The following is a 25,313-nucleotide window of genomic DNA, read 5'->3' as shown; positions in this document are numbered from 1 at the left end:
ATGGCGGCGTCAGAGGCGCTGTTTGACGCGGTGCGGGGCCTGACCGAGCGTGATCTGGTGGTGGCGCTGGTCTGCGGCGGCGGCTCGGCGCTGCTGCCCGCCCCGCCCGAGGGTCTGACGCTGGCGGAGGAACAGGCGCTGAACCGGGCGCTGCTGGCCTCCGGCGCGCCGATCGGGGTGATGAACGCCATCCGCAAACATGCGAGCCGCATCAAGGGCGGCAGGCTGGCGGCTGCCTGCGCGCCTGCCCGCGTGGTCAGCCTGATCGTGTCGGACGTGCCCGGGGATGATCCGGCGCAGGTCGCCTCCGGCCCCACCGTGCCCGATGCGGTGGATGCGCGCGCGGCGCTGGCGATGATCGAGGCGTGGAAGATCGCGCTGCCCGAGACGGTGCTGGCCCATATCCGCAGCGCCGCCTCTGCAGCCCCCGATCCGCGCGATCCGGTCTTTGCCCGCAACGAGGTGCATGTGATCGCCTCGGCCCGGATCTCGCTGGAGGCGGCGGCGGCGCGGGCCGGGGCGCAGGGCGTCCCGGCGGTGATCCTGTCGGACGCGATCGAGGGCGAGGCGCGCGATGTGGGCCGGGTGCATGCGGCGCTGGCGCGCGAGGTGGCCTGCCGCAACCGGCCGTTTGTGGCGCCAGTGGTGATGCTGTCGGGCGGCGAGACCACGGTGACGCTGCGCGGCGACGGCGGGCGGGGCGGGCGCAACACCGAATTCCTGCTGGCCTTCGCGCAGGCGGTGGACGGGCTGGAAGGCATCCACGCGCTCGCCGCCGACACCGATGGCATCGACGGCACCGAGGACAATGCGGGCGCCTTCGCCGATGGCACCAGCGCGGGCCGTCTGCGCGCCAGCGGGCACGATGCGATGACGGCGCTGGCCCGCAATGACGCATGGGGCGCGTTCGACCAGCTGGGAGATCTGTTCATCCCGGGCCCCACCGGCACCAATGTGAACGATTTCCGGGCCATTCTGGTGCGGCCAGAGGGCCACGGCTGAGCGGTTACAGCTTCTTCACGGACTCGTCATGGAACTGTTTCGGCGCTGGCGCATCCTGTTGCGCAGGGGCGCCCGGGGAGGTGCCCGCGCCGCTTGACCGAAGGACAGAGCCCATGATGGTGATTGATCCGTTCCGCTTCGTGCTTTCCTGCTGCTTCCTGCCCGCGCCCAACGGCATGCTGGCACAGTTCGTCAAACGCCTGCGCGGCTGATCCCGCGCAAGCGTCCGGCGCTGCTCAGGCGGGCATCGGCTGTTCGCGCAGCAGCACCGACAGCGCGCAGGCCAGCGCCGCCGCCGCCGCCGCGATCCAGAACACCGGGTGCAGCGCCGCGCTGAACCCCTCCATCACCTGCAGCTGCAGGGCGGCGGGCAGGCGCGCGATCATCTCGGCGCCCATGCCGCCCAGCCCGCCCTCCATGTCCTCGGGCAGCTGGCCATCAAGCTGCCGCGCCAGCCCCGCGCTGAAGATCGCGCCGAAGCCTGCGGTGCCAAGCGCGCCGCCGATCAGGCGGAACATGTTGGCGCTGGCGGTGCCGATGCCGATCATGCTGACCGGCACCGCGTTCTGGATGGCGGCGACCCCCACCGAAAACACCGGACCAAGCCCCAGCCCGACCGCGACCATGGTGCAGGCCACCAGCCAGAGCGGGCTTTGCGGCGAGAGCGTGGTCATCGCCAGCATCGCCAGCGCCAGCAGCGCGGTGGAGGCGATGGGCAGCAGCCGGTAGCGCCCGGTCTTGGACATGATCCGCCCCGCCACGGTGGAGGCAAGGATCAGCCCGCCCATCATAGGCACCAGAAACAGCCCCGACTGCGTGGGCGAAATGCCCTTGGCCACCTGCAGGAACAGCGGCAGGAAGGTGATGGTGCCGAACATCGCCATGCCGACCAGAAAGCCCACGGCGTTGACCACCAGAAAGGCGTTGATGGTGAAGAGCGTGGGCGGCAGGATCGGCTCCGGCGCGCGGCGTTCGACGGCGACAAAGCCCACCAGCGCCACCAGCGCCAGCCCGACCAGCGCCAGCAGCGCGGGATCGGTCCAGCCCAGCACGGTGCCGCCCATATTCGCGACCAGAACGGCGGAGGCCAGCAGCGTCGCCAGCAGCGCCGCGCCCGCATAGTCGATGGACTGCCGCCTGCGGTCGCTGCGCGAGGGCAGCGCCATGCCAAGGATGACAAAGGCGATGGCGCCGACGGGGAAGTTCACGAAAAAAATCCAGTGCCATGACCAGTGCTGCACGATGAACCCGCCCAGAAGCGGCCCCACCACGGTGGAGACGCCGAAGGCCGCCCCCATCAGCCCCTGCGCCTGACCGCGCTGGCGGGCGGGCAGCAGATCGCCCACCACCGCCATGGAGGTGACGATCAGCGCGCCCGCGCCCAGCCCCTGAATGGCGCGGCCCGCGATCACCAGCCCCATGGTCGAGGCAAAGCCACAGATCACCGACCCGGCAAGGAAGATGCCGATCGCCACCTGCAGCACCGCCTTGCGCCCATAGAGATCCGACAGCTTGCCCGCCACCGGCGCCCCGATGGTCGAGGCCAGCAGATAGGCGGTGATGACCCATGTCAGATGGTCCATGCCGCCCAGATCGGCCACCATGATCGGCATGGCGGTGGAGACGATGGTCTGTCCCAGCGAGGCGAAAAGCAGCGTCGCCGCCACCGCCGCCAGCCGGATCACGGCGGGGTCATGGGCTTCGGCAGCGGCGGGCAGGTCGATGGGGTCGGCGCGGTCGGTCATGAACGCGGTCTCCTTGGGCAATCAGGCAGCGGTCGGGCCGGGGGGGCGCGGCGATCTGGCGCTTCGCGTCCGCTTGCGGCACACTGGGGTTGCGACATATCTGTGCCCGTAGCAGATATATGTCAACAGCATCTAAATGGAGACCCCCATTGCCCGAGACGGATCCGAGCCTGAAAGACCACCTGCACCTCGCCGGCATCGAAGCGGCGACCGCCGAGGCCGCGACAGAGATCGACGCGGTGCTGCAGCGCTGGCGGCGCCGGGTCATCAAGCGCGAACTGGGCCAGCACGCCCTGTCCGATCTGGGGCTGACGCTGGATCTGGCGCAGCTTGACGTGCTGATGGCGGTGCGCGCGCCCGAGGCGGAATTCGGCACGCCCTGCGACCAGACCGAAACCATGGTGTCCACCGTGGCCTCGCGGCTTGGCATCGATCCGTCGCGCGCCAGCCGGGTGACCTCGGATCTGATCCGGCAGGGGCTGGTGCGGCGCGCGGTCAGCCAGCAGGACGCGCGGCGCAGCGTGCTGGAACTGACCGAAGAGGGCGCGCGGCTGGTCTCGGCGGTGCGCACCTACAAGTTTCTGGTGCTGGGCAGCTTCCTCAAGGACTGGACCCCCGAAGAGGTGGCGACCTTCCTGCCGCTGCTGGAACGGTTCAGCGCGTGGTCGGATCAGGCCGCCCACCATACCGAAGCGGTGGCGGAACAGATCGCCGACCTGCGGATGACACTGGCCGAAGCCGGGATCGGCGGGGATGGCCCTACGGCGGAATAACTGCGCATGTGATTCAAAACTGCGCAAGATCTGCGCAGTCCCGGCGGGTCTGCCGCCTGATCTGCCGCTCTGACAGGCAGAACCGTGCGTGGGCAGCGGGGCATGTGACAGACTCTTGACAGGGGGTGCCGCGCCTGTCGCCATGGCGTCATGATCGTGTCCGGCAGCTGACGGGGGTGTCCATGTTCGCCAGACAAACCGAGCCGAGCGTGGACCCGTCCGGCGATGTTGCCCGCATCGACTATTATTTCTCTCCCATGTCCGGCGACGCCTATCTGGGCCATGCCACGCTGATGGCGCTGGCGCAGGAGCGGGCGCTGCCGATCCGCTTCCTGCCGGTGGACGAGACGGGGCTTGATCTGCTGCCCGAACATCAGCGCCCCGACCGCATCGCGGAACAGGCCCGCCGGGCGCGGCGCGCCGGGCTGCGCATGGCGGCGGAGCCGCTGAACTGGCCCACCGATCCACGGCTGGCCTGCCGCGCCATTCTGGCGGCGGGGCTGCTGGGGCTGGATCAGGCGGCGGCCAGCCTTGCCTGCCTGCGCGGGGTCTGGGCCGAACAGCGCAACATCGCCGATCCCGGTGATCTGGCCGAGGCGTTTGACGCCGCAGGCCTGCCGGGATGCCGCCTGATCGCGGCGGCGGGATCCGAAGACCTGCGCGACGCGGCGCAGGCGGTGATCAGCAGCGCGCAGGCGGCGGGGATTCCGCTGCTGCCCTGCTGTGCCGTGGCGGGCCGCCTCGTGCCGGGGCTCGACGGTCTGGACCGGCTGCGCCAGCACCAGCACCAGCCCTCGCACGCCGCCTGAATTTCGCCTTATTTTTGCACGGCGGGCGCGCAGAAATGCTTGCCGCATGCGCAGACGCACAGTAGCGTCAAAAGGCCTGGCGCGAGTCAGGTTTTCTGGATGCGCTTATTGCCGACCCTATTTCACCTCTCGCCTGCCGATGCCCGCACCCGACATTTTTCCGCGCGCCCCGCAGTCTGACCGGCATTCCATCCGATCCACCTTTGGCGTGCGGGCGGTGGTCCTGTGCGTTTGTTCAGCGACTGGCTTCTGCGATGCAGGGGCATGACAGGGAATGACACAAGATGAGTCTTCAGGACACCTTGATCGGCACGGATGGCAACGACACGCTTGCCGCGCTGCCGGACGGCCAGAGCATTTTCGGGCGGGCAGGGGATGACAGCCTGACCGGCAGCGATCTGGCCGACCTGCTGGTCGGAGAGGAAGGCAACGACACGCTGCGGGGGCTTGACGGCGATGACCGGCTTCTGGGCGGCCCGGGCCGCGACCGGCTGGAAGGCGGCAATGGCGATGACGTGCTCGACACCACCGGGGGCGACATCGAAAGCCAGGACTTCGGGGATTACGTCCGTCCGGGGCTGGGCAATGACACGATCCTTGGCCATGTGGGGCTATATGGCGTCGGAAGCGGGACCGATCTGAGCTATGCCAATCTGTCGGGCGTGGGCGGGGTGACGATCACCTCGGGCCTCAACGGCACCGGCACGGCGGTCACCGGCAACGGCCTGTCCTCTGACCAGTTCTCGCATATCGAATATTTCGAGGGCACGCAGGATGGCGATCTGATCCTTGGATCGGATGACGACCGCTGGGAAGGTTTCGCCGGTCTGGGCGGCGCCGACACCATCGATGGCGGTGCGGGGCAGAACCTCGTGGAATACGTTTACGAGCACGAATATTTCGACGGCACTGGCACCGGCATCTTCGCCAACCTGCCGGAAGGCTTCATCCTTGACACACAGGGCAATGTCGACCGGGTGACCCGCATCCAGACCATCAGCGGTTCGGTGTTCGGCGATACGATGATCTCGACTGGCCTGAACGGGACCATGCTGATCGGCAATGCGGGCAATGACTACCTGTTCGGCGGCGCGGGCAACGAGACTCTGGACGGCGGCGAGGGCAACGACACCCTGCTGGGCGGGCTGGGCAGCGACGAGCTGTATGGCGGCGCGGGCAACGATTCGCTCAATGCCGGGGACAATACCGATTACGACTACATCGCGCCCGGATCCGGTCTGGACACCGTGACCTTCGAGGCTGACGTGACCGGCTATTTCGAGCTGGATCACGGCGATCTGGATGACGGGATCGTGGCCACGATCAACGGCATCAACAATACCGGCATCATCCTGAAGCAGGGCGCGGGCAGCACCACGCTTTTCGGGGTGCGCTGGCCGCTGCGCGGTGACGGGCTGATGGTGGTCGGCACGGATCATGACGACACCTTCAACGTCGCCTTGGCCGAAGGTGATTACATGATGCTGCAGGGCGGCGCGGGGCAGGACAGCTACACCCTTGCCGGGCTTGGCGCCTTCCGCATGGATTTCACCATGTCCGAAGAGGGCATCACCCTGAACCTCGCCACGCGGCAGATCCTTGATGACGGTTTCGGCAATGCCGAAACCCTGAACGGCTTCGGGATTGTCGACCAGATCCGCGGCAGCGACGGCGACGATTCCATCATCGGCAGCGCTGCCAGCGAACGCTTCGACCTGCGGCGGGGCAATGACACGCTGGATGGTGGCGGCGGCATCGACATGCTGCGCTATGACCGCACCAACTATGCCAGTGTCGTGGCGGATCTGTCCGAAGGCGTCGCCACCGGCAGCTATCGGGGCAGCACGTTCCGGCACAGCTTCACCAGCATCGAGAATATCCGCGGCTCCAATGGCGGGGCAGACACCATCTTTGGCAGCGCCACCGCCAACCGCATCGAAGGGTTCGCGGGCAATGACACGCTGAACGGCTGGTTCGGGAATGACACGATCGACGGCGGCGCGGGGGCCGATCTGATGATCGGCGGCCCGGGGTCGGACGTGTTCTATGTGGATGATGCGGGCGACGTGGTGCTGGAAAGCCGCAAATGGGCGGGCATCGATCACGTCATGTCTTCGGTCGATTTCCGGCTGGGCAGCGCGCATGTCGAAAACCTGAGCCTGACCGGCACCGCCTATCTGGGCGCGGGCAACGGGCTGCGCAACGTGCTGCGGGGCAATGGCGGCGACAACCTGCTGGATGGCGGGCCCAATGTCGATACGCTGATCGGGGGCGCGGGCAATGACACCTATTTCGTGCGGTCCCCCGGCGATACGGTGATCGAGGCCGCGAACGAGGGGCTGGACACCGTGCGCGCCTTCCGCTCCTACACGCTGGAGAACAATGTCGAACGGCTGTTCCTGCAGACCGTGCGGACCAAGGCCGGGGACGTGCTTGATATCAACGGCTTCGGCAACAGGCTTGACAACGTGATCATCGGCAACCCCTTCGACAACGTCATCGCCGGGCGCGAGGGCCGGGACACGCTGCAGGGGCAGGCGGGGGCGGATGCTTTCGTTTTCGACCGCGCCTATGGGGGCGACAACGTCGACCGCATCATCGATTTCAACACCAACGAGGCCAACGAGGGCGACACGCTGATGATGCGCAGCCCCTACTTTGGCGGGCTGGCGGTGGGGGCGCTGGATGCGGCCCTGTTCGTGGCCGGAACTCAGGCGCAGGATGCCAATGACCGCTTCATCTTCGACCGCGCCTCGGGGCAGCTGTGGTTCGACGCGGATGGCACCGGTGCCGCAGACCAGCAGCTGATTGCCACTTTCGAACGCAACGCGCTGGTGACGGCTTCGGATATCGAGATCTTCTGATCCCGTCTCCCTGACGGGCGGGGCGCGTTACAGCGCCTCGTCCGGCAGGGTTCCGGGGGCAAAATCCAGCACCTGCCCGCCCAGTTCCCGGAACGCCCGCTGGCGGCAGGTCAGCACCAGAATCTGCAGGTCATTCGCCTGCCGGTGCAGCGCGTCGAACATCCGTTCGATCCGCGCGTCATCGGTATAGACCAGCGCATCGTCAAGGATCACCGGCGCGTGCCGCCCGCTGCGCGCCAGCAGCCGGGCAAAGGCCAGCCGCACCATCAGCGCGATCTGTTCGCGGGTGCCGCCCGAAAGCACCTCGATCTGTTCTTCCTGCCCGTTGCGGCACAGATGCAGCGGCAGCAGCTTTTCCTCGTCAAAGACCAGTTCCGCCTCGGGCCAGAGCAGCCGCAGCAGTGGCGCCAGTTCCCGCGTGACCGGCTCGAAATAATGCTCGCGCGCCTCGGCGCGGGCCTGTTCCAGCGTGCGGCGCAGCAGCAGCAGCGTGTCGCGTTCAAAGGCCATCCGGTCCGCCCGCGCCTCCGCCTCCGCCAGCAGGTCGCGGCTGGCGGCCAGATCCTCCTCCACGCCTTCGCCCGCGCGCAGGCTGATCGCGGCATCCAGCCGGGCGATGGCCTCCCCCAGATCGCGCTGCCGTTCGGCGACCTGATGCAGCACCGCCTCGGCGCGGGTCAGCGCGGCTTCGGCGGCATCCAGATCGGGCGCGTCGGAGGCGAGCCGCGCCACCTCGGCGGCGGCGGTCGTGCTGGCTTCGGCGGCGGCCTGCCGGGCCTGCTCCGCCTCGGCGCGTGCGGTGACGGGATCGGCGGGCAGGGCGGCCTGCGCCTCGGCCAGCCGCGCCTCGGCCTCCTCGCGCAGCGACAGGGCGCGCACCTCGGCCAGACGCGCGGCCTCGGCCTGCGTGCGGGCGCGGTCCTGCGCCTCTTCCGCCGCCCGCAGCGCTGCGGCGGCGGCCTGCAGGCGCTGCGGCAGGGTCTCGGCCTCGGGCAGATCGTCCGGATTCTCTGACGGCTCGGGCAGGGCGTCGCGCGCCGCCTCCAGCGCCGCCAGCCCCTCCGGGGCAAGCGCTGCAAGGGCCGCGCGGGCCTCCTGCGCGCGGGCCTCGGCCTCGCTGCGGGCCCGGACAGCGGCGCGCGCCGCCTCGACCGAGGCGACACCGGCGGCCTGCAGCGCCGCCTCCAGCGCGCGGCGCGCCTCGTCCAGCGACTCGCGCGTGCTGCTGGCGCCGGGATGCAGATGCAGCGCGCCCAGCCCGGGCAGATCCAGCACCAGCGCGCGGTCCAGCAGGTGATCCACCCCCGGCTCCAGCGCGTGCCCGTCCAGATGCAGCGGCGCGGCGCCGGGGGCATAGTCCATGCGCAGGCGCGGCGCGGCGCGGGCATGCAGTTCGGTCCGCACCCGCGCCTCCCGCGCGCAGCTTTCGATCGCGTCCAGCACCGGCTGCGTCAGCCCGGCCTGCGCCACCTGTGCCGCCTCCTGCGCGGTGCGGGCATGGCGCTGCGCCTCGGTCAGACGGCGGGACAGCGCCGCGCGCTGTTCGGTGGCGCTGCGGCGGCGGGTGATCTCGGCCTGCCGCGCGCCCTGATCCTGCAGCGTGGCATGGCGGGCGCGGGCCTCTGTCACCGCCGCCTGTGCGCGGCTCAGCGCCGTCTGTGCGGCCTCGGCTGTGGCGCGGGTCTCCGCCTCGTCGCGGCTGCGCTCCTCCAGCCGTGTGGCGGCGGCGCGGGCGCTGGCCTCGGCGCGGTCAAGGGCGGTCAGGCTCGCCTCTGCACTGGTCCGCCGCAGATCCGCCACCCCCTGCGCCTCGCGCGCGCGGGTCAGGTGGCTGGCAAAGGCGCGGGCGGCCTCGGCGCGGGCGCGGGCCTCGGTCAGCCGGGTCTGGCGGGCCTCCTGCGCCTTGGGCTCGGTCAGCTCGGCGCGTTCGGCGCGCAGGCGGCGGCGTTCGGCGCTGTCGGCCTCCAGCAGGCGGGCCAGATCGGCAAGCTCTGCAACCCGCGCGCTCAGCCGGGCCACATCGTCTTCGGCGGCCTTGAGCGGCCCGCCGGCCTTGGACCGGCCCTGCGCCGTCACCAGCTCCGCCAGCGCCGCCTCGGTCTGGGCCAGCGCGCGGTCCATGCGCCGCCCGCCGGTCAGCGCCTCGACCTCGCCCGCGACCGAGGACAGCAGATCGCGCCGCGCCCGCTGCGCCTGATCCTGTTCGCGCCGCTCGCCGTCGTCCAGCGCGGTCAGCCCCTGCCGCACCCAGAGCAGCCCCGAAGGCCCGCCCGCCTCTGGCGCCTGCGTCAGCGCGGCGATCCAGTCCTCCGCCGCCTCGCCCTTGGCCAAGAGCCGCCCGTCCTGATGCACCTCCGCCATGGGGCGCGACAGCCAGCGCTTGGTCAGCCGCACCCGGCCCTGATCGGTGTCAAGCTCCACCGACACGGTGGGCGCACCCCCCGCATGCGGGCGCAGCGCCTTGATCTCCTTGCCCGCGGCGCGGTGTTTCTGGAAGAACACCGCCTGCAGCGCGTCAAAAAGCGTGGATTTGCCGTCTTCGTTGGGGGCGGCCAGCACGTTGAGCCCCGGCCCGATCCCCGCCAGCGTGACGGGGCGGGTGAAGCGGCGCACGTCGCAGAGCGTGACCGACACCAGCTTCATGGCTGATCCTCCAGCAGCAGGCCGTAAAGCCGGTTCAGCGCGGCACGGGCCACGGCGCGGTCGCGTTCGGCGAGCGTGGCATCCTCCGCCTGTGCCGACAGCCGGTCGGCGGCCAGCCGCAGCGCGCCCGCACGGTCGATGGCATCCAGATCGGTGGCCTCATGCTCCAGCCCCAGCGCCTCGGTCGTCAGCTCGAAATAGCCGAATTCCGGCGCCACGCGGGCGGCGGCGGCCATCAGCGCGGCGCGGGCGGCCAATGTCACCCGGCCCTCGGCGCGCAGGCGCAGCACATGATCGCGGCGCAGCGCGCGGTCGGCGGGCAGGGCGGCGGCGAGGCCTGCGGCGGCATCCTGACCGGGCAGCAGCGGCAGGGCGCTGTCGGTCCAGTGGAAGGTGCCGGTGTGCACTTCTTGCACCTGCGGCGGGGCGCCCGCGCTCAGCGTGACGGCAAGGCAGGCGCCGCGCCCGTCATGGCGGAAGCCGTCGCGTTCCGGGCTGCCGGAATACCATGTGTCGGGGGTGATGGCTTTCGCCCCGTGCCAGTCCCCCAGCGCCAGATAGGCAAGGCCCGCGCTGCGGGCGCGGTCGGGCGGGATCACCTCGTCGCGCCGCGCGCCGTCTTCGTCAAAGCTCTGCACCGCGCCATGGGCCAGCCCGATCCGCAGCGCCCCGTCTGGCGTGGCGGCGGCGGGCATGGCGGCGGTCAGGTCGATCCCCGGAAACCGCCGGGGCAGCGGCGCGGGCAGCAGCCAAGCCCCGGGGGCCAGTTCCACCGGCGCCGCCTCCGCCAGCAGGCGCAGATTGGCGGGGCCGCGCGCCACTTCGGACCACAGCTCCTCGGCGGCGAGGCTGTCATGGTTGCCGGGCAGGATCCACCAGACCAGATCCGCCGCCGCCCCCATGGCCGACAGCGCCTGTGCCCGCACCCGCGCGCTGGGGGTGGGGCTGTCGAACACGTCGCCCGCCAGCAGGATGTCGCGCGCGCCGTGATCGCGGGCGGCCTGCGCCAGCCGCGCCAGCGCGCCGTGCCGCGCCTCGACCAGCCGCGGGCGGATGTCCTCGGGCAGGGCGGCGAAGCGGCGGCCCAGATGCAGGTCCGAACTGTGGATGAAGCGGAATGGCGTCATGGTCTGTCCCCCGCGCGGACCTTCGCCGAACTGGCGGGCAAGCGCAACGGGGGGAGGGAGGCTCTGTGCCCGATCAATGTCCGACGGAAATTGTCAGATTGACAATTCCGATTCATTTGGTCAGTTATGAAGGGCATCCAGCCACCCTGCGCCGCCGCGACGGGAAGCCGAGACCGGAACGACCGGAAAACCGAAAGAGGCTGACGATGGCACAGACATATACCACAGGCGCGCAGGCGCCCCACCCAAAGAGCGAACGGGCGGAACTGATGACGCAAATCCTTGGCGGGCTCTGGCCGGTCGAGGGCGTTCTGGAAAGCCTGCTTGACCGCTTGGAGACGCGCGACCTCGGGAGGACCGCACAATGATCGTCGGAAAACTGGACACCTACACCGCTTTGCCCGTTGTGCCCCGCCATGACGCGCGCGCGCTGACCGAAAACGGCATCACCGCCGAGATCGAGCTGGACGGTCAGATCTACACGCTGCGGATCACCAAGGCCGGAAAGCTGATCCTGACCAAATAAGCCCGCGCCGACAGCCCGGCACGTCCCCTGAAGAAGGAACCGATCCATGAAGCGCCTGCTTCCCTCCGTGCTTGCCCTTGTGGCGGCAACCCCCGCTCTGGCCGCGACCGACCGCGCCGCCGTGATCGACACCTATGCCGACATCGCGCAGGCGGGATATGAGGACAGCCTGATCACCGCGCGGGCGCTGCAGGAGGCGGTGGCGGCGCTGGTGGCCGATCCGTCCGAGGCGACGCTGGCCGCCGCCCGCACCGCTTGGCTTGCCGCCCGCGATCCCTACCAGCAGACCGAGGTTTACCGGTTCGGCAATCCCATCGTCGATGACTGGGAAGGCAAGGTGAACGCATGGCCGCTGGACGAGGGGCTGATCGACTATGTCGATACAAGCTATGCCGGGCCCACGGATGAGAACGAGCTGGCCGCCGCCAATGTCATCGCCAATCCGGCGCTGAGGATCGCGGGGCAGGAGGTGGATGCCGGCACCATCACGCCCGCGCTGATCGCCGACACGCTGAACGAGGCGGACGGGATCGAAACCAACGTGGCGCGCGGCTATCACGCCATCGAATTCCTGCTCTGGGGGCAGGATCTGAACGGCACCGGGCCGGGGGCGGGCGACCGGCCCTTCACCGATTATGCGCAGGGCGAGGCCTGCACGGGCGGCAACTGCGACCGCCGCGCCGACTATCTGACCGCCGCCACCGATCTGCTGATCTCCGATCTTGAGGAAATGGCCGCGAACTGGGCCGAAGAGGGCGCCGCCCGCGCCGCGATCACAGCTGATCCCGATGCCGGGCTGGTGGCGATGCTGACCGGCATGGGATCCCTGTCCTATGGCGAACAGGCGGGCGAACGCATGCGGCTTGGCCTGATGCTCAACGATCCCGAGGAAGAGCATGACTGCTTTTCCGACAACACCCACAATTCGCATTACTACGACGGCAAAGGCGTGCAGAACGTCTATCTGGGCGCATATACCCGGATCGACGGCAGCACCGTCTCGGGGCCCTCGCTCCGCGATCTGGTGGCGGAAACCGCGCCCGAGCTGGATGCCGAGATGACCGCGAAGCTTGAGGCGACGATGCAGGCGCTTGGCGCGATCAAGACGGCAGCCGAAGGCGGCATGGCCTATGACCAGATGCTGGATCCGGCCAATGCCGAAGGCGAGGCGCTGGTGATGGCCGGGGTCGACGGGCTGATCGACCAGACCCGCAGCATCGAACGCATCGTCACCGCGCTGTCGCTCGACAGCATCGCCTTCGAAGGCTCCGACAGCCTCGACAACCCCGGCGCCGTCTTCCAGTAAGGAGAACAGCCATGATCGTCTGCCATTGCCAGAACATTTCTGACCGTGACATCAATGCCGCCATCGACTGGATGCGAAAGTCCGATGCGCAGACGATCATCACGCCGGGCAAGATCTATCATGCCCTTGGCAAGGCTGCCGATTGCGGCGGCTGCATGCCGCTCTTCTTGCAAATCATGCGCGGGAACGACAATCTGGAAGTCCCCATGCATCTCCGCGGGCTCCGGCGCCGCGGATCATCACAGGAAGGCGCACATGAAGGGCGAAGAGACGGTCATCGAGTATCTCAACAAGGCTCTGCGGTCTGAACTGACGGCGGTCAGCCAGTACTGGCTGCATTTCCGTCTGCAGGAGGACTGGGGCCTTGGCCATATGGCCAAGAAAAGCCGCGAGGAAAGCATCGAGGAGATGCACCATGCGGACAAGCTGATCGGGCGGATCATCTTTCTGGGCGGTCACCCGAACCTGCAGAAGCTCGACCCGCTCCGCATCGGCCAGACCCCCAAGGAAACGCTGGAATCCGATCTGGCCGCCGAACTGGACGCCCGTGCGCTTTACAAGGAAGCCCGCGAGCATTGCAACGCCGTGGGCGATTACGTCACGATGAAGCTTTTCGAAGAGCTGCTGATGGACGAGGAAGGCCATATCGACTTCCTCGAAACGCAGCTCGAGCTTTACGCGAAACTGGGTGAAGAACGTTATGCGCTGCTCAACGCGTCACCGATGGATGAAGCCGAGTAGGCTTGTCCTGTGCGCCGTCCTCTGGGGCGGCGCCGCTTCTGCTGCTGACGCGCCCGGTCCCGACCTGCGGGATCTGCATCTGGAGGTGACCCCGCGCACGCGCGGAGAGGCGGCGCGCATCGCGCGCGTCACGGCGCCGCCCACCGATTTCAGCACCCCTGAAGCCTTCGAGGATCTGCCCGGTGGTGCCGCCACGGTGCGGGCGCGCACCAATGCCGACGCCTTTTCGCAGCCCTCCGCCAACATGGCCTTTGACCGCGAGCTGCAGTTCAAGGTCGGCAACGGGCTTTTCCGCAAGCTCTGGGTCTCTGCTCCGTCCTCCACCCGCGCCTCTGACGGGCTGGGGCCGCTTTACAACGCGCGCGGCTGCCAGAACTGCCATCTGAAGGACGGGCGCGGCCATACTCCCGATGCGGGCGGGGCGGTGTCGATGTTCCTGCGCGTGTCGGTGCCCGCGGATCCCGGCGCCGACATGCCAGAGATCGAAGGCTGGATCGCCACCGCGCCCGATCCGGTCTATGGCGGACAGCTGCAGGATTTTGCCACGGCGGGGCTTGGCGCCGAATACCGGCTCGACGTGCGGTATACCGAACGCGAGGTGCCGCTGGCGGGGGGCGAGCTGGCCTCGCTGCGTGTGCCCGTCTATGCCGCCGTCGACCTGTCGCAGGGGCCGCTGGCGCCCGGGGCCATGCTCAGCCCGCGCGTGGCGCCGCAGATGATCGGCCTTGGCCTGCTGGAGGCGATCCCGGCGGCGGACATCCTTGCCCATGCCGACCCGGAGGATGCGGATGGCGATGGCATCTCGGGCCGCCCCGCCGTGGTCTGGTCGCGCGAGGCGGAGGCGCCGATGCTGGGCCGCTTCGGTTACAAGGCCGGGGAGGCGACGGTGCGCGAACAGTCTGCCGCCGCCTTTGCCGGTGACATGGGCCTGTCCACCCCGCTGCATCCCGACCGCTGGGGCGACTGCACCCCGGCGCAGACCGCCTGCCGCGCCGCCCCCGGCGGGGAGGATCCCGAACGCGGCGGGCTGGAGGTGGATGACGAGGCGCTGGATCTGGTCACCTTCTACAGCCGCAACCTTGCCGTGCCCGCCCGCCGTGATGCCGCCGATCCGCAGGTTCTGGCGGGCAAGCAGGTGTTCCATCAGGCGGGCTGTCCCGCCTGCCATGTGCCCAAATTCGTCACCCACCGGCTGCCCGACCGTCCCGAACAGAGCTTCCAACTGATCTGGCCGCATTCCGACCTGTTGCTGCATGACATGGGCGAAGGGCTTGCCGATCACCGCCCCGAAGGGGTGGCCACGGGGCGCGAATGGCGCACCGCGCCGCTCTGGGGGCTGGGCATGACCCGGCAGGTCAGCGGCCATACCGAACTTCTGCATGACGGGCGCGCGCGCTCGGTGCTGGAGGCGATCCTGTGGCATGGCGGCGAGGCGCAGGCGGCGCGCGACCGCGTCGTGGCGCTTGACCCGCCCGACCGTGCCGCCCTTCTGCGTTTCCTTGAAAGTCTCTGACATGATCCTGCGTGCGACCCTCTGCCTGCTCTGCCTTGCCAGCCCGCTGCGCGCGGGCGTCCCCGAGGCGCTGACCGGCCACATCCTGCCCGGCTATGCGGGCTTTGCCGAAGCCGCCGGAGATCTGGCGGAGGCGGCGCGGCAGGACTGCACCGCGCCCGCGCTGCGCGCGCGCTACCAGCTTGCCTTTGACGCATGGACCGTGGTGGGTGACATCCGCATGGGCCCTTCGGAAACCGGCGCTCTGGCGGTGGTGTTCTGGCCCGATGCGCGCGGCTTCACCCCGCGCACCCTGCAGGGGTTCATCGCGGATCAGGCGCCGGTGGGCCGCGATCCTGCCGCCTATGCCGAGGCGTCGATCGCCGCGCGCGGGCTCTTCGCGCTGGAACAGATGCTTTATGGGGCGGAGTTCGCGGGCTATGCCCCGGGCAGCTATGCCTGCGCGCTGGTCCAGACCATGACCGCCGACATGGCGGCGCAGGCACAGGCCCTGCAGGACGGCTGGCGCGACGGGTTCGCGCCGGTGCTGCTGTCGGCGGGCGGGCCCGGCAATGCCAGCTTCCTGTCGGAGACCGAGGCGATGGCCGCGCTTTACACGCAGGTCATGTCCAGCCTCGAGGTGACCGCCGATACAAGGCTGGGCCGACCGCTGGGCAGTTTCGACCGGCCCCGCCCGACCCGGGCCGAAGCGTGGCGCGCGGGCCGCAGCCTGCGCAACGTGCTGCTTTACGCCCGTGCTGCGCGGGATCTGGCGGTGATGCTGGCGCCCGGACCGCTGCCGCAGACCGATGCAGCGCTCGCCCGACTGGAAGAACTGGCGGGACGCGTCAGCGATCCCGGTCTGCAGGATCTCGACGATCCCGCCGCGCGGCTGCGGCTGGAGATCGTGCAGCAGCAGGTCCGCACCCTGCGCGACACCATCGGTGCCGAACTGGGCGCGCCGCTGGGGCTTAGCGCCGGGTTCAACTCTGCCGACGGGGACTAGGGCCATGACCACACGCCGCGGATTTCTCGCCACGCTGCTCGCGGCCAGCGCCGCCCCTGCCACCGGCTGGGCGGCGGCGGGGGATCCCGCCTATCTGGCCGCCGCCAAGGATCCGCAGGGCGGCTTCGTGCTGGCCGGGCTGCAGGCGGACGGGGCAGAGCTGTTCCGCATCCCGCTGCCCGCGCGCGGCCATGCGGGCTGCGCCCATCCCCGCCGGGCCGAGGCCGTGGGCTTTGCCCGCCGTCCCGGCACCTATGCGCTGGTCATCGACTGCGCGGGCGGCAGCGTGCTGCACCGCCTTGCCGCGCCCGAGGGCCACAGCTTCAACGGTCATGGCGCCTATTCCGCCGATGGCACGCGGCTTTTCACCTCCGAACAGGTGGCAGAGGGCAGCGCGGGCCGGGTCGGGGTCTGGGACGTGGCGGCGGGCTATCGCCGTATCGGCGGTTTCGCCACGCAGGGGCTCGGCCCGCATGAACTGCGGCTGATGCCGGACGGGGCAAGCCTTGTGGTCGCCAATGGCGGCATCCAGACCGATGCCTTTGACCGCACCATGCTCAACATCGAGACCATGCGCCCCAGCCTCGCCTATCTCGGGCTGGAGGGCGATCTGCTTGATCTGGTGGAGCTGGAGCCGGATCTGCGCCAGAACTCCATCCGCCATCTGGCGCTGCGCGGCGACGGGCTGGTGGGCTTTGCCATGCAGTGGCAGGGCGAACCGGGGGCGGCCCCGCCGCTGCTGGGGCTGCATCGCCGGGGCGGGGCGGTCACGCTCTGTCAGGCGCCGCTGGCGGAGGAACTGGTGATGGACGGCTATGCGGGCAGCGTGGCCTTTGACGGCAGCGGCACCGAGATCGCCATCACCTCGCCGCGCGGCGGGCGGCTGCACCGTTTCGCGGATACCGGGGCGTATCTGGGGGCGGTGTCGCGGGCGGATGTCTGCGGGCTGGCCGCCCATGCGCAGGGCTATCTGGCCAGCGACGGGCTGGGCGGGCTCCTGCTGGTCGAGGCCGCCCAGGCCCGTCCGCTGCGCCGCGCCGGTCTGTCATGGGACAATCACATCGTGCCGGTGGGCGGCCAGGGCCACGCTTGAGCGTTCCACCAGCGCCACCGGCAGGCGCAGATGCAGGGGCGGCGCTTCGGGGGCGCAGTCGATCGCCTCCAGCGTGGCGGCGGTCAGCGCTTCCAGCGACTGCGCCACGGTGGTCAGCCCGTGCGAGGCCCATGCCGATACGGGCGCATCGTCAAAGCCGATCACCGACAGGTCGTCCGGCACCCGCCGCCCCATTTCGGCCCGCGCGGTGTTGAGCACGCCAAGGGCGATCTCGTCGGTCACGCCGAAGATGCCGTCGATCCCCGGGCGGGCGAGCAGGGCACGCGCCGCCTCCACCCCGGTCTGGTAGCTGTTTTCGCCCTTGGCCCAGCGGGTCACCGGCACGCCGTGCCGCGCCATGTCCTCGGCAAAGGCGCGGGCCCGGTCCAGCTTGGCGCTGGTGCGCGAGGCAGAGATCACCACCGCCACGTTGCGGCAGCCCGCCGCCCGCAGCCGCGCGGCGGCAAGCCTGCCGCCTTCGGCGCTGTCGGCAAGGATCAGGTCGGCGGCGGCGCCCTCGGGCGGGGCGGGGCGGTTGATCAGCACCATGCGCGCGCCGTTCTGCGCGCAAAGCCGGATCAGCGCATCCGGGGCGGCGCCGGACAGCAGCACCACGGTGCGCACGCGGTAATCCAGAAGCCGCGCCAGATCCTCCTGCGCGCCGGGGCCGCTGCCTGCGGTGTTCAGCAGCAGGCATTGCAGGCGGCGGCGCTGCAGGGCCGCGCTAAGGGCGGCAAGCTGCGCCGAAATATAGGGGTTGGCAAGGTTCGCCCCCACCACCCCCACCAGATCGGAACGGGGCTGGTGCAGGCTGCGCGCCAGCCGGTTGACGCGGTAGCCAAGTTCTTCGGCGGCGGCATAGATGCGGCGCCGCGTCTCTGCCGAGACATGCGCGCCGGGCGTATAGGCGCGCGACACCGCAGAGCGCGACACGCCCGCGCGTTCGGCCACATCGGCGGCAGAGACGAAGCGCGATCTGCCGGTCATGGCCGCAGCCCGCCCGCATCCAGCGCCTGCCGGGCCAGTGCCAGCATCGGCGGCAGCGGATAGCTGTCGGGCAGGGCGCGCAGCTGGCGCAGATGCGCCAGCGCCGCCTCCAGCGTCGGGAACCGCGCGCTGCGGCGCAGATGCAGCCACAGCGCCAGCACCGTGACCGACCGCGACCGCCCGCCCCGGCAATGCACCAGCAGCCCGCCCGGCTGGTGGGGCGGGTAATGCGGCTTGGGCGGGGTGTAGCACGAGGCGAGCCCGTCGATCAGCAGCACCGCCGCCGCCAGAAGCTGCGGCGCGTTGCCCGGCCCGTCCAGCAGCCCGATCTGGTGCCGCCGGACATGGCCGCCTTCGGGCAGGGCCAGCGGGCCGGGATTGAGGTTCATGGCAAGGTTGAGCGTGGTGGTGATGCCCGCGCCCTGCAGCGCCTGCGCCTCCTCTGCCGCCGCCAGATTGCCCAGCCACAGCCCGCTCAGCCCCGGCCCGGGGGCCGCGTCCACCGGCCAGAGCAGCGGGCGGGCATCCTCGCTCGCCTCTTCGGCGGGGCTGTCGGGGGGAAGGGCGTGGCGCATGGCTCAGATCTCCAGATCGGCGGCAAGGCACAGCCGGTCCGCCAGCGCCGCGGCAAGGCGCGGGGCGGTGGCCGGATCGACAAAGGCGGGCAGCAGGCGGCGGGCACGGGTGGCCTGCGCCAGTGCCACAAGATCGCAGAGGCGCGGATGCACGTTCCAGCCCATCCACTGCGCGCGCCCGTTTGCCAGCAATGCGGCGGCAGGGCTGGTGCGCGGCACATGGCTGGAAAAGATGAAGCGAAAGCCGCCGCGCGCCAGAAGCTGCGCGGGCAGGCCGTCTTCGGCATTGGCGCCTGCGGCCACGATCACCTGGTGCGGCGTCGCCTGCGCGGCATCGGTGATCTGTGGATCAAGCCCGAGCCGCCGCGCCTCTGCCGCGATGCGGGGGCAGGCCTGCACGTCGAGCCCCGCGCGGGTCAGCGCCGCGATCATGTCCGGCCCGCGCCCGTCGGCGGGACAGGGCAGCACCGCGCCGCCGCGCGCCGCCTGCGCCAGTGCGGCGATCTGCGCGGGCAGTCCGGTGTCACGGTCGCCATAAGAGGCATCGGCCAGCACCGTGGCGGCGGGCGGGAACGGATCGCAGGGCAGCAGCGCCGCCTCCGTGCTGAAATCGCCGGTGTAAAGAAACCCGCCCTGCGGCGTGTCAAAGCGCATCCAGATGCCGCCCGGCGCATGGCCCGCCCGCCCGGTGCAAAGCGGCACGCCCAGCACCTGCGCCGCGCCGCGTTCGGGCAGCACATGGCAGCGCTGCGGACGCTGCGGCAGCTGGTCCAGCGTGGCGGCGCTGGCATGGATCTCGGGCCGGCCCAGCTCGGCCAGCCGGTCCAGCCCGCCCGCATGGTCGATATGGGCATGGCTCAGCAGCACCGCATCCACCCGGCCTGCGCGGGACAGATCGGGCCGGTCGCCCTGTTCCAGCCCGTCGCCCAGATCCAGCAGCAGGCGGCGCCCGCCGATCTGCAGCAGGAAGACGGCGGCGGATTTGCCCCCCAGCCCGCTGAGCGCGGTCAGTCGCGCCATGGCAGCACCCCCTCGGGCAGGTGGCGGCCAAGGATCAGGCTGCCCGCCATCAGCGCCAGCACCAGTGCCACCATCAGGCAGCCCACGGCGGCGGCCAGCGTGGTGGACCCCGCCTCCTCCAGAAAGATGATCATCGGGCCGATGGTCTGGGCGCGGGACGACACCAGCAGCACCGAGGTCTGGATCTCGTTGATGGCGGTCATGAACACGAGAATGCCGGAGGCCATGGCGGCGGGCGCCAGACCCGGCAGCACGATGTCGCGCAGCCGCGCGAAGATGCCCGCCCCGGTCAACTGCGCCGCCTCGTCGAGCCCGCGGTCAAGCTGCGCGAAGCCGCCAAGGATCGGGCGCAGGGCCAGCGCCAGATAGTTCGACAGATAGGCGGCAAGGATCACCCAGACCGTGCCGTAAAGCCCGGTGCCCAGAAACGGCAGCGGCCGCAGGAAGAACAGGATCATCGCGACGCCGATGATGATGCCGGGCAGCGCATAGGCGAGTTCTGAGGCAAGCCGCAGGCCGCGCGCCACCCAGCCGTGCCGCCAGACCAGCACATATCCCAGCGCCACCGAGACCGGGATCAGCACGGCAACGCAAAGCGTGGTCAGCCAGAGGCTGGTGAAGAACGCCTGCCGGATGCCTTCGTGGTGGAACAGCGCATTGGCGAAATTCTCGAAGGTGATCGTGTCGGCCCCCAGAGGCTGGCCCACGCCGCGCACCAGTGCCGTGCCCAGAAGTGCTGTCAGCGGCAGCACGAGACACAGCGCCAGATAGGCCCATGCCAGCGCCGCAACCGGTCTGCGCCAGCGTCCCAGCGCCATGCGGGGGGCGCGCTGCGCGCCATCGACCCGCTGGTCGCCGCGCCGTCCCAGCCAGCCGGTCAGCGCCATGCCCGCCACGGTCAGCCCGGCCAGCAGCAGCGCCAGCAGCGCCATGTCGTTCAGCGCCGAAGGCCCATAGGTGTTGAGCTGGCGATAGATCAGCGTGATGAGCGTCGAGACTCGGGCGGGGATGCCCAGCATGGCCTGAATGCCGAAATTGCCGATGGAGGAGACAAAGGCCAGCGCCGCCCCCGCAAAGATGCCGCCGCGCACCAGCGGCAGCACGATGTCGCGGGTGATCTGCAGCGGGCGCGCGCCATTGGCCCGCGCCGCCTCCAGCAGGGAGGCGGGCAGGCGGTGCAGGCTGGCGCGCACCGACAGGAACACCAGCGGCGCGTTGTAAAGCCCAAGCAGCAGGATGATGCCGCCCATGGAGTAAAGCGGATGGCGCGTGCCCGGCGGCAGCGACAGGCCAAGCGGCCCCAGCAGCGGGCTTGCGGGCGAAAACGCCTGAACCCATGCCAGTGCCGTGACCTGCGGCGGGATCATCAGCGGCAGCACGAAGCCAAAGACCCAGAGCGTGCGCCGCCGCATGTCGGTCAGCCCGGCCAGCAGCGCGGCGAGCGTGCCGATGACGATGGCAAGCAGGGTGGAGGCGGTGGCGATCCACAGCGTGTTCAGCGTTGCCTCGACCACGCGGCGCCCGCCCAGCAGATCGCCGATGCGCGCGGCGTCAAAGCTGCCCTGCGGCAGCAGCGCGGCACTCACCAGCCGGGCCAGCGGCGCGATGGAAAGCACCCCCACGAACAGCGCCAGCAGCACGAGCAGCAGCCGCTCGCCCCCCGGACCGGAGAGGCGAAGCGCCCGCAGGGGGCGCTTCGCTGGAGGTGTGGCAAGGCTCAAGGCTCAGAGCCCGAAGATGTCGGCGAATTTCTGGCGCACCTCGGCGTCGGATGTCACCGCCGCATCGGCATCATAGCCCAGAAGCTTCATGTCCTCGAGCTTGGGGAAGCCTTCGGGGCTGTCGACGCCGGGCAGGATCGGCAGGTTGCCCTGACCGGCCACCAGTTCCTGACCTTCGCGGCTCAGCAGGAAGTCGATGAAGGTGCGCGCGGCCTCGGGGGCGTCGGTGGTGGACAGGATCGCCGCCGGTTCGGTGATGAAGGACACGCCATCCTCGGGCACGATATAGTCGATGGGCGAGCCGTCAGCCTTGGCGCGCAGGGCGTTGGCATCGACGAGGATCGCGTATTTCGCCATGCCGGTGGCCACGGCATTGGTGGCCGGGCCATTGCCGCCTTCGGGCACGATGTCGAGATCGTTCAGGCCTTCGAAGAACGCCCAGCCCAGATCGGGGTCGTTGATGACCGCGTGCAGGTGGTTCAGCGCGGCGCCGGAATAAAGCGGCGAGGGCACGGCGATCTGGCCCCGGTTTTCCTCGACCAGCAGGTCGTTCCAGCTGGTCACCGGCTCCGCGATTTCGGGGTTGTAGGCGATGCCGGTGGTGATGGCCTTGGTGCCGAAGAACATCATGTCGGGATCATAGGTGGCGGCGTCATACTCGGCCACGGGCGCCTCGGGATAGGCCATCAGGTGACCGCCCGCCTTCAGTTCGCCAAGGTTGATGACATCGGCCACCAGCAGCACGTCGGGCTGGACCTGACCGGCCTCGATTTCCGCGCGCAGCACGTTCATCAGCGCGGAAGTGCCGTTGCGGGTCCATTCCACGGTGATGTCGGGATGGGCCGCCATGAAGGCATCGACGGTTTCCTGCGCCTGTTCCGGCGGCTGGCTGGTATACAGCGTCAGGGTTTCGGCAAAGGCCGCGCTGGACATCAGCGTGGCGGCAAGCGTGAGCGAAAGCAGTTTCATCGGTCTGTCCTTGCTGGTTGGGAGGAGGAGAGGGCGGCAGGGTCGGGGATCACCCAGCCGTCGCGCAGGGCGAGCGAGATCCGCTGCCCGCGGCAGAGCGAGGCGGGCGCGGCGATGTTGAGCGACAGCGCCACGGGCGCTGCCTGTCCCGCCATGACCTCGGCGCGCAGATAGGCGCCGCGAAAGGTCGCGCGGGTGACATGGGCGGGAATGGCGGCGGGGGCGGGATCGGGCAACAGCGCCAGATCGGCGGGCTGGACCGAGATCATCGCCTGCGCGCGCGGCTTTTCATCGGGGGCGCAGCGCAGCAGGGCGGGTTGGCCCAGCACGATGGCCTGCGCGCGGCCCGTGCCATCGGGGCGGATGTCATGGGCGGGCACCACGCGGCCCTCGCCGATGAAGCCCGCCACGGTTTCCGAGGCGGGCTGACGGAACAGCGCCTCGGGGCGGTCGAACTGCAGGATGCGTCCGCGGTCCATCACCGCGACCCGGTCGGCCAGCGCCAGCGCTTCGGCCTGATCGTGGGTGATGTAGAACATGGTGGCGCCGGACCGGGCGTGGAAGGCGGCGAATTCCTCTTCCAGCGCGCCGCGCAGATGCACGTCTAGATTGGCGAGCGGTTCGTCCAGCAGCACGACGCGGCTTTCCATCGCCAGACAGCGCGCCAGCGCCACGCGCTGCCGCTGCCCGCCCGACAGATCGGCGGGCCGCCTGCTGGCCAGCGCGCCCAGTTCCACCATCTCCAGCACGCGGGCGACGCGGGCCTCGCGTTCGGGTTTCGGCACGCCCGCGATGCGCAGGCCGTAAGCGACGTTCTGCACCACGCTCATATGCGGCCAGAGCGCGTAATTCTGGAACACCACGCCGATGCCGCGCTCTTCGGGCGGCAGGTGGCGCCCGGGGGCGGAGACGGTTTCGCCGCCGATGTCGATGCGGCCCGCATTCACCGGCTCGAATCCGGCCAGACAGCGCAGCAGCGTGGTCTTGCCGCAGCCCGAAGCGCCCAGCACCGCCACGAATTCGCCCGGCTCGATGGACAGGCTCACCTGCCGCAGCACCTCGGTCCGGCCAAAGCTCTTGTCCACTGCGTCGATGACGATGCCGCTCACCGCAAACCCCTCTGGCCCGTGCCTGCACAGCTGTGCAGTCCTGCGCCATGGGTGCCCGCCCGCCGCGACATCGCGACGACAGGCCCGTGAAGCTTGCATGACATCGGGGCGGCGGACAGCAGAACGCCCCCCGGATCGGGGGGCGCTGCAGGGGCCGTGCGGCGGGGGTGTTACCGGTCCGGGTCGTCGGCCCCGGGGCGCCGGTCAGGATCGGCCTGACCCACGCCCTTGAACACGAACTTGAAGGGCAGCATCCACAGGAAGCCCAGCCCCACATAGACCAGCAGCTCTGCCCAGATCGGCGGGCGGTTCAGCGCGTTGACCAGAGTGACCGCCGCCACGATGTACAGCGGCAGCCCCACCAGCAGGATGACCAGCGACCAGCGGCGCCGCGCCTTGTAGCTGAGCGCCATCCGCTCAGTCCACGAAGGGGTCGGTGACGAGGATGGTGTCCTCGCGTTCCGGCGAGGTCGACAGCAGCGCCACCGGGCAGCCGATCAGCTCTTCGATGCGGCGGACATATTTCACCGCAGCCCCGGGCAGGTCGTTCCAGCTGCGCGCGCCTTCGGTCGATTCGGTCCAGCCCTCCATCTCCTCATAGATGGGGGTGCAGCGCGCCTGCTGTTCGGCGGCGATCGGCAGATGGTCCAGCACGGCGCCGTCCAGCTCGTAGCCGGTGCAGATGCGGATGGTCTCGAACCCGTCCAGCACGTCAAGCTTGGTCAGCGAGATGCCGTTGACGCCCGAGGTCACGCAGGTCTGGCGCACCAGCACCGCGTCGAACCAGCCGCAGCGGCGCTTGCGCCCGGTCACGGTGCCGAATTCGCGGCCACGTTCCCCCAGCCGCTGACCGTCCTCGTCATGCAGTTCGGTGGGGAAGGGGCCTTCGCCGACGCGGGTGGTGTAGGCCTTGACGATGCCCAGCACGAAATCGATGGCGCCCGGGCCCATGCCGGTGCCGGTGGCGGCCTGTCCCGCGATCACGTTCGACGAGGTGACATAGGGATAGGTGCCGAAATCGATGTCCAGCAGCGCGCCCTGCGCGCCTTCGAACAGGATGCGCTTGCCCGAGCGGCGCTTTTCGTTGAGCACCTTCCAGACCGGTCCCGCATATTTCAGGATCTCGGGCGCGATCTCGCGCAGCGAGGCCAGCAGGCCGTCGCGGTCCACGGGCTCCAGCCCCAGACCCCGGCGCAGCGCGTCGTGATGCAGCAGCGCCCGGTCCACCCGCGCCACCAGCGTGGCGTCATCGGCCAGATCGGCGACGCGCACCGACCGGCGGCCCACCTTGTCCTCATAGGCCGGCCCGATGCCGCGCCCGGTGGTGCCGATCTTGGCCCCCTTGGAGGCAGCCTCTTCGCGGGCGCGGTCCAGTTCGCCATGAATCGGCAGGATCAGCGGCGTGTTTTCCGCGATCATCAGCGTCTCTGGCGTGATCTCGACCCCCTGCACGCGGATCGAGTCGATTTCCTTGACCAGATGCCACGGATCCAGCACCACGCCATTGCCGATCACCGACAGCTTGCCACCGCGCACCACGCCCGAGGGCAGCGCGTTCAGCTTGAACACCTTGCCGTCGATGACCAGCGTATGGCCAGCGTTATGGCCACCCTGAAAGCGCGCGATCACATCGGCCCGCTCGGACAGCCAGTCCACGATCTTGCCCTTGCCTTCGTCGCCCCACTGGGCACCCACGACGACCACGTTAGCCATTGCTCACCTGTCCTTTTGCGGCAGTTCAAACCGGCACCGTATAGCGGGGCCGGGCGCGGGGGGGAACCCTCAATTGGCCAGTGTCCATTCCG

General features: G+C 69.9%; 23 protein-coding genes. 12 read left to right on the top strand and 11 right to left on the bottom strand.

Going from position 1 to position 25,313, the window contains the following annotated elements; translation table 11 throughout:
• The coding region (locus BLR51_RS14450; RefSeq protein ID WP_089848162.1) for a glycerate kinase type-2 family protein at window positions 1-1,002 on the top strand (1,002 nt) is incomplete at its 5' end.
• Window positions 1,003-1,238: 236 nt separating this feature from the next.
• On the opposite strand, the gene BLR51_RS14445 is transcribed toward BLR51_RS14450, so the two are convergent.
• The gene (locus BLR51_RS14445; protein ID WP_089848160.1) at window positions 1,239-2,747 is read right to left on the bottom strand and encodes an MDR family MFS transporter; all 1,509 of its coding nucleotides are present in this window, start codon (window positions 2,745-2,747) and stop codon (window positions 1,239-1,241) included.
• Between the two features lie 149 nt (window positions 2,748-2,896).
• Between BLR51_RS14445 and BLR51_RS14440 the strand changes: the two genes are divergently transcribed.
• The 3 genes from BLR51_RS14440 to BLR51_RS28470 all read left to right on the top strand — a co-directional run bounded on the left by BLR51_RS14440 (window position 2,897) and on the right by BLR51_RS28470 (window position 7,193).
• Window positions 2,897-3,520 (top strand): MarR family winged helix-turn-helix transcriptional regulator, encoded by a 624-nt coding sequence (locus tag BLR51_RS14440; RefSeq protein WP_242656735.1) that lies wholly within the window; start codon window positions 2,897-2,899, stop codon window positions 3,518-3,520.
• A gap of 182 nt (window positions 3,521-3,702) precedes the next feature.
• On the top strand, window positions 3,703-4,329 hold the full coding sequence (locus tag BLR51_RS14435) for a DsbA family protein (RefSeq protein ID WP_089848156.1): 627 nt from the start codon (window positions 3,703-3,705) through the stop codon (window positions 4,327-4,329).
• A gap of 284 nt (window positions 4,330-4,613) precedes the next feature.
• The gene (locus tag BLR51_RS28470; protein ID WP_089848153.1) at window positions 4,614-7,193 is read left to right on the top strand and encodes a calcium-binding protein; all 2,580 of its coding nucleotides are present in this window, start codon (window positions 4,614-4,616) and stop codon (window positions 7,191-7,193) included.
• 27 nt (window positions 7,194-7,220) lie between these two features.
• On the opposite strand, the gene BLR51_RS14425 is transcribed toward BLR51_RS28470, so the two are convergent.
• Both BLR51_RS14425 and BLR51_RS14420 read right to left on the bottom strand, forming a co-directional pair.
• Window positions 7,221-9,836 (bottom strand): AAA family ATPase, encoded by a 2,616-nt coding sequence (locus BLR51_RS14425; RefSeq protein ID WP_089848151.1) that lies wholly within the window; start codon window positions 9,834-9,836, stop codon window positions 7,221-7,223.
• Entirely contained in the window at window positions 9,833-10,963 is a 1,131-nt protein-coding gene (locus BLR51_RS14420) for a metallophosphoesterase family protein (protein ID WP_089848149.1), read from the bottom strand. Before BLR51_RS14420 ends, BLR51_RS14425 begins: the two co-directional genes overlap by 4 nt.
• A 206-nt stretch (window positions 10,964-11,169) precedes the next feature.
• On the opposite strand from BLR51_RS14420, the gene BLR51_RS27730 reads away from it, so the two are divergent.
• Genes BLR51_RS27730 through BLR51_RS14385 form a run of 8 tightly spaced genes read left to right on the top strand, consistent with a single transcriptional unit; the run spans window position 11,170 to window position 17,127 of the window.
• Window positions 11,170-11,331 carry a hypothetical protein gene (locus BLR51_RS27730; RefSeq protein ID WP_165616824.1) on the top strand — a complete coding sequence of 54 codons (162 nt, stop codon included), beginning with the start codon at window positions 11,170-11,172 and terminating at the stop codon, window positions 11,329-11,331.
• Entirely contained in the window at window positions 11,328-11,489 is a 162-nt protein-coding gene (hemP, locus tag BLR51_RS14415; RefSeq protein WP_089848147.1) for a hemin uptake protein HemP, read from the top strand. Before BLR51_RS27730 ends, hemP begins: the two co-directional genes overlap by 4 nt.
• 46 nt (window positions 11,490-11,535) lie before the next feature.
• Window positions 11,536-12,795: an imelysin family protein gene (locus BLR51_RS14410; RefSeq protein WP_089848145.1), complete on the top strand. Its 1,260-nt coding sequence runs from the start codon at window positions 11,536-11,538 to the stop codon at window positions 12,793-12,795.
• A gap of 11 nt (window positions 12,796-12,806) precedes the next feature.
• Window positions 12,807-13,103 carry a (2Fe-2S)-binding protein gene (locus tag BLR51_RS14405; RefSeq protein ID WP_089848143.1) on the top strand — a complete coding sequence of 99 codons (297 nt, stop codon included), beginning with the start codon at window positions 12,807-12,809 and terminating at the stop codon, window positions 13,101-13,103.
• On the top strand, window positions 13,051-13,536 hold the full coding sequence (gene bfr, locus BLR51_RS14400; RefSeq protein WP_089848141.1) for a bacterioferritin: 486 nt from the start codon (window positions 13,051-13,053) through the stop codon (window positions 13,534-13,536). The genes BLR51_RS14405 and bfr overlap by 53 nt, the downstream gene beginning before the upstream one ends.
• Window positions 13,523-15,049: a di-heme oxidoreductase family protein gene (locus BLR51_RS14395; protein WP_375342687.1), complete on the top strand. Its 1,527-nt coding sequence runs from the start codon at window positions 13,523-13,525 to the stop codon at window positions 15,047-15,049. The genes bfr and BLR51_RS14395 overlap by 14 nt, the downstream gene beginning before the upstream one ends.
• Window position 15,050: 1 nt before the next feature.
• Window positions 15,051-16,034: an imelysin family protein gene (locus tag BLR51_RS14390; RefSeq protein ID WP_089848137.1), complete on the top strand. Its 984-nt coding sequence runs from the start codon at window positions 15,051-15,053 to the stop codon at window positions 16,032-16,034.
• Between the two features lie 4 nt (window positions 16,035-16,038).
• Window positions 16,039-17,127, top strand: a complete 1,089-nt coding sequence (locus tag BLR51_RS14385; protein WP_089848135.1) for a DUF1513 domain-containing protein — start codon at window positions 16,039-16,041, stop codon at window positions 17,125-17,127.
• Here the strand turns inward: BLR51_RS14385 and BLR51_RS14380 are convergent.
• From BLR51_RS14380 to BLR51_RS14345, 8 genes are all read right to left on the bottom strand, one after another.
• The gene (locus BLR51_RS14380) at window positions 17,080-18,114 is read right to left on the bottom strand and encodes a LacI family DNA-binding transcriptional regulator (protein ID WP_089848133.1); all 1,035 of its coding nucleotides are present in this window, start codon (window positions 18,112-18,114) and stop codon (window positions 17,080-17,082) included. The two genes, BLR51_RS14385 and BLR51_RS14380, sit on opposite strands and share 48 nt — an antisense overlap.
• Window positions 18,111-18,689, bottom strand: a complete 579-nt coding sequence (locus tag BLR51_RS14375) for a protein-tyrosine phosphatase family protein (protein ID WP_089848131.1) — start codon at window positions 18,687-18,689, stop codon at window positions 18,111-18,113. Before BLR51_RS14375 ends, BLR51_RS14380 begins: the two co-directional genes overlap by 4 nt.
• 3 nt (window positions 18,690-18,692) lie before the next feature.
• A complete protein-coding gene (locus BLR51_RS14370) occupies window positions 18,693-19,709 on the bottom strand; it encodes an MBL fold metallo-hydrolase (RefSeq protein ID WP_089848129.1) in 1,017 nt (338 codons plus the stop codon).
• Window positions 19,697-21,430: an ABC transporter permease gene (locus BLR51_RS14365; RefSeq protein WP_089848127.1), complete on the bottom strand. Its 1,734-nt coding sequence runs from the start codon at window positions 21,428-21,430 to the stop codon at window positions 19,697-19,699. Before BLR51_RS14365 ends, BLR51_RS14370 begins: the two co-directional genes overlap by 13 nt.
• Window positions 21,431-21,433: 3 nt before the next feature.
• Window positions 21,434-22,399, bottom strand: coding sequence for an ABC transporter substrate-binding protein (locus tag BLR51_RS14360; protein WP_089848125.1), 966 nt, complete (start codon window positions 22,397-22,399; stop codon window positions 21,434-21,436).
• Entirely contained in the window at window positions 22,396-23,508 is a 1,113-nt protein-coding gene (locus tag BLR51_RS14355; protein ID WP_089848123.1) for an ABC transporter ATP-binding protein, read from the bottom strand. Before BLR51_RS14355 ends, BLR51_RS14360 begins: the two co-directional genes overlap by 4 nt.
• A gap of 170 nt (window positions 23,509-23,678) precedes the next feature.
• Window positions 23,679-23,921: a DUF2842 domain-containing protein gene (locus tag BLR51_RS14350; protein ID WP_089848121.1), complete on the bottom strand. Its 243-nt coding sequence runs from the start codon at window positions 23,919-23,921 to the stop codon at window positions 23,679-23,681.
• Window positions 23,922-23,925: 4 nt separating this feature from the next.
• Window positions 23,926-25,221: an adenylosuccinate synthase gene (locus BLR51_RS14345; RefSeq protein ID WP_089848119.1), complete on the bottom strand. Its 1,296-nt coding sequence runs from the start codon at window positions 25,219-25,221 to the stop codon at window positions 23,926-23,928.
• Window positions 25,222-25,313: the final 92 nt, after the last annotated feature.

The sequence above is a fragment of the Salipiger marinus genome (assembly GCF_900100085.1).
GTDB lineage: Bacteria > Pseudomonadota > Alphaproteobacteria > Rhodobacterales > Rhodobacteraceae > Salipiger > Salipiger marinus.
Note: the sequence above shows the minus strand (reverse complement) of the source record. Positions and strands in the feature narration are given on the sequence as shown.

Excerpts from the sequence above, each read along its gene's own strand:
- BLR51_RS14445 (WP_089848160.1), bottom strand. The coding sequence starts at position 2,747 with ATGACCGACCGCGCCGACCCCATCGACCTGCCCGCCGCTGCCGAAGCC.
- BLR51_RS14435 (WP_089848156.1), top strand. The coding sequence starts at position 3,703 with ATGTTCGCCAGACAAACCGAGCCGAGCGTGGACCCGTCCGGCGATGTT.
- BLR51_RS28470 (WP_089848153.1), top strand. The coding sequence starts at position 4,614 with ATGAGTCTTCAGGACACCTTGATCGGCACGGATGGCAACGACACGCTT.
- BLR51_RS14425 (WP_089848151.1), bottom strand. The coding sequence starts at position 9,836 with ATGAAGCTGGTGTCGGTCACGCTCTGCGACGTGCGCCGCTTCACCCGC.
- BLR51_RS14420 (WP_089848149.1), bottom strand. The coding sequence starts at position 10,963 with ATGACGCCATTCCGCTTCATCCACAGTTCGGACCTGCATCTGGGCCGC.
- BLR51_RS27730 (WP_165616824.1), top strand. The coding sequence starts at position 11,170 with ATGGCACAGACATATACCACAGGCGCGCAGGCGCCCCACCCAAAGAGC.
- hemP (WP_089848147.1), top strand. The coding sequence starts at position 11,328 with ATGATCGTCGGAAAACTGGACACCTACACCGCTTTGCCCGTTGTGCCC.
- BLR51_RS14410 (WP_089848145.1), top strand. The coding sequence starts at position 11,536 with ATGAAGCGCCTGCTTCCCTCCGTGCTTGCCCTTGTGGCGGCAACCCCC.
- BLR51_RS14405 (WP_089848143.1), top strand. The coding sequence starts at position 12,807 with ATGATCGTCTGCCATTGCCAGAACATTTCTGACCGTGACATCAATGCC.
- bfr (WP_089848141.1), top strand. The coding sequence starts at position 13,051 with ATGAAGGGCGAAGAGACGGTCATCGAGTATCTCAACAAGGCTCTGCGG.
- BLR51_RS14395 (WP_375342687.1), top strand. The coding sequence starts at position 13,523 with ATGAAGCCGAGTAGGCTTGTCCTGTGCGCCGTCCTCTGGGGCGGCGCC.
- BLR51_RS14390 (WP_089848137.1), top strand. The coding sequence starts at position 15,051 with ATGATCCTGCGTGCGACCCTCTGCCTGCTCTGCCTTGCCAGCCCGCTG.
- BLR51_RS14385 (WP_089848135.1), top strand. The coding sequence starts at position 16,039 with ATGACCACACGCCGCGGATTTCTCGCCACGCTGCTCGCGGCCAGCGCC.
- BLR51_RS14380 (WP_089848133.1), bottom strand. The coding sequence starts at position 18,114 with ATGACCGGCAGATCGCGCTTCGTCTCTGCCGCCGATGTGGCCGAACGC.
- BLR51_RS14375 (WP_089848131.1), bottom strand. The coding sequence starts at position 18,689 with ATGCGCCACGCCCTTCCCCCCGACAGCCCCGCCGAAGAGGCGAGCGAG.
- BLR51_RS14370 (WP_089848129.1), bottom strand. The coding sequence starts at position 19,709 with ATGGCGCGACTGACCGCGCTCAGCGGGCTGGGGGGCAAATCCGCCGCC.
- BLR51_RS14360 (WP_089848125.1), bottom strand. The coding sequence starts at position 22,399 with ATGAAACTGCTTTCGCTCACGCTTGCCGCCACGCTGATGTCCAGCGCG.
- BLR51_RS14350 (WP_089848121.1), bottom strand. The coding sequence starts at position 23,921 with ATGGCGCTCAGCTACAAGGCGCGGCGCCGCTGGTCGCTGGTCATCCTG.
- BLR51_RS14345 (WP_089848119.1), bottom strand. The coding sequence starts at position 25,221 with ATGGCTAACGTGGTCGTCGTGGGTGCCCAGTGGGGCGACGAAGGCAAG.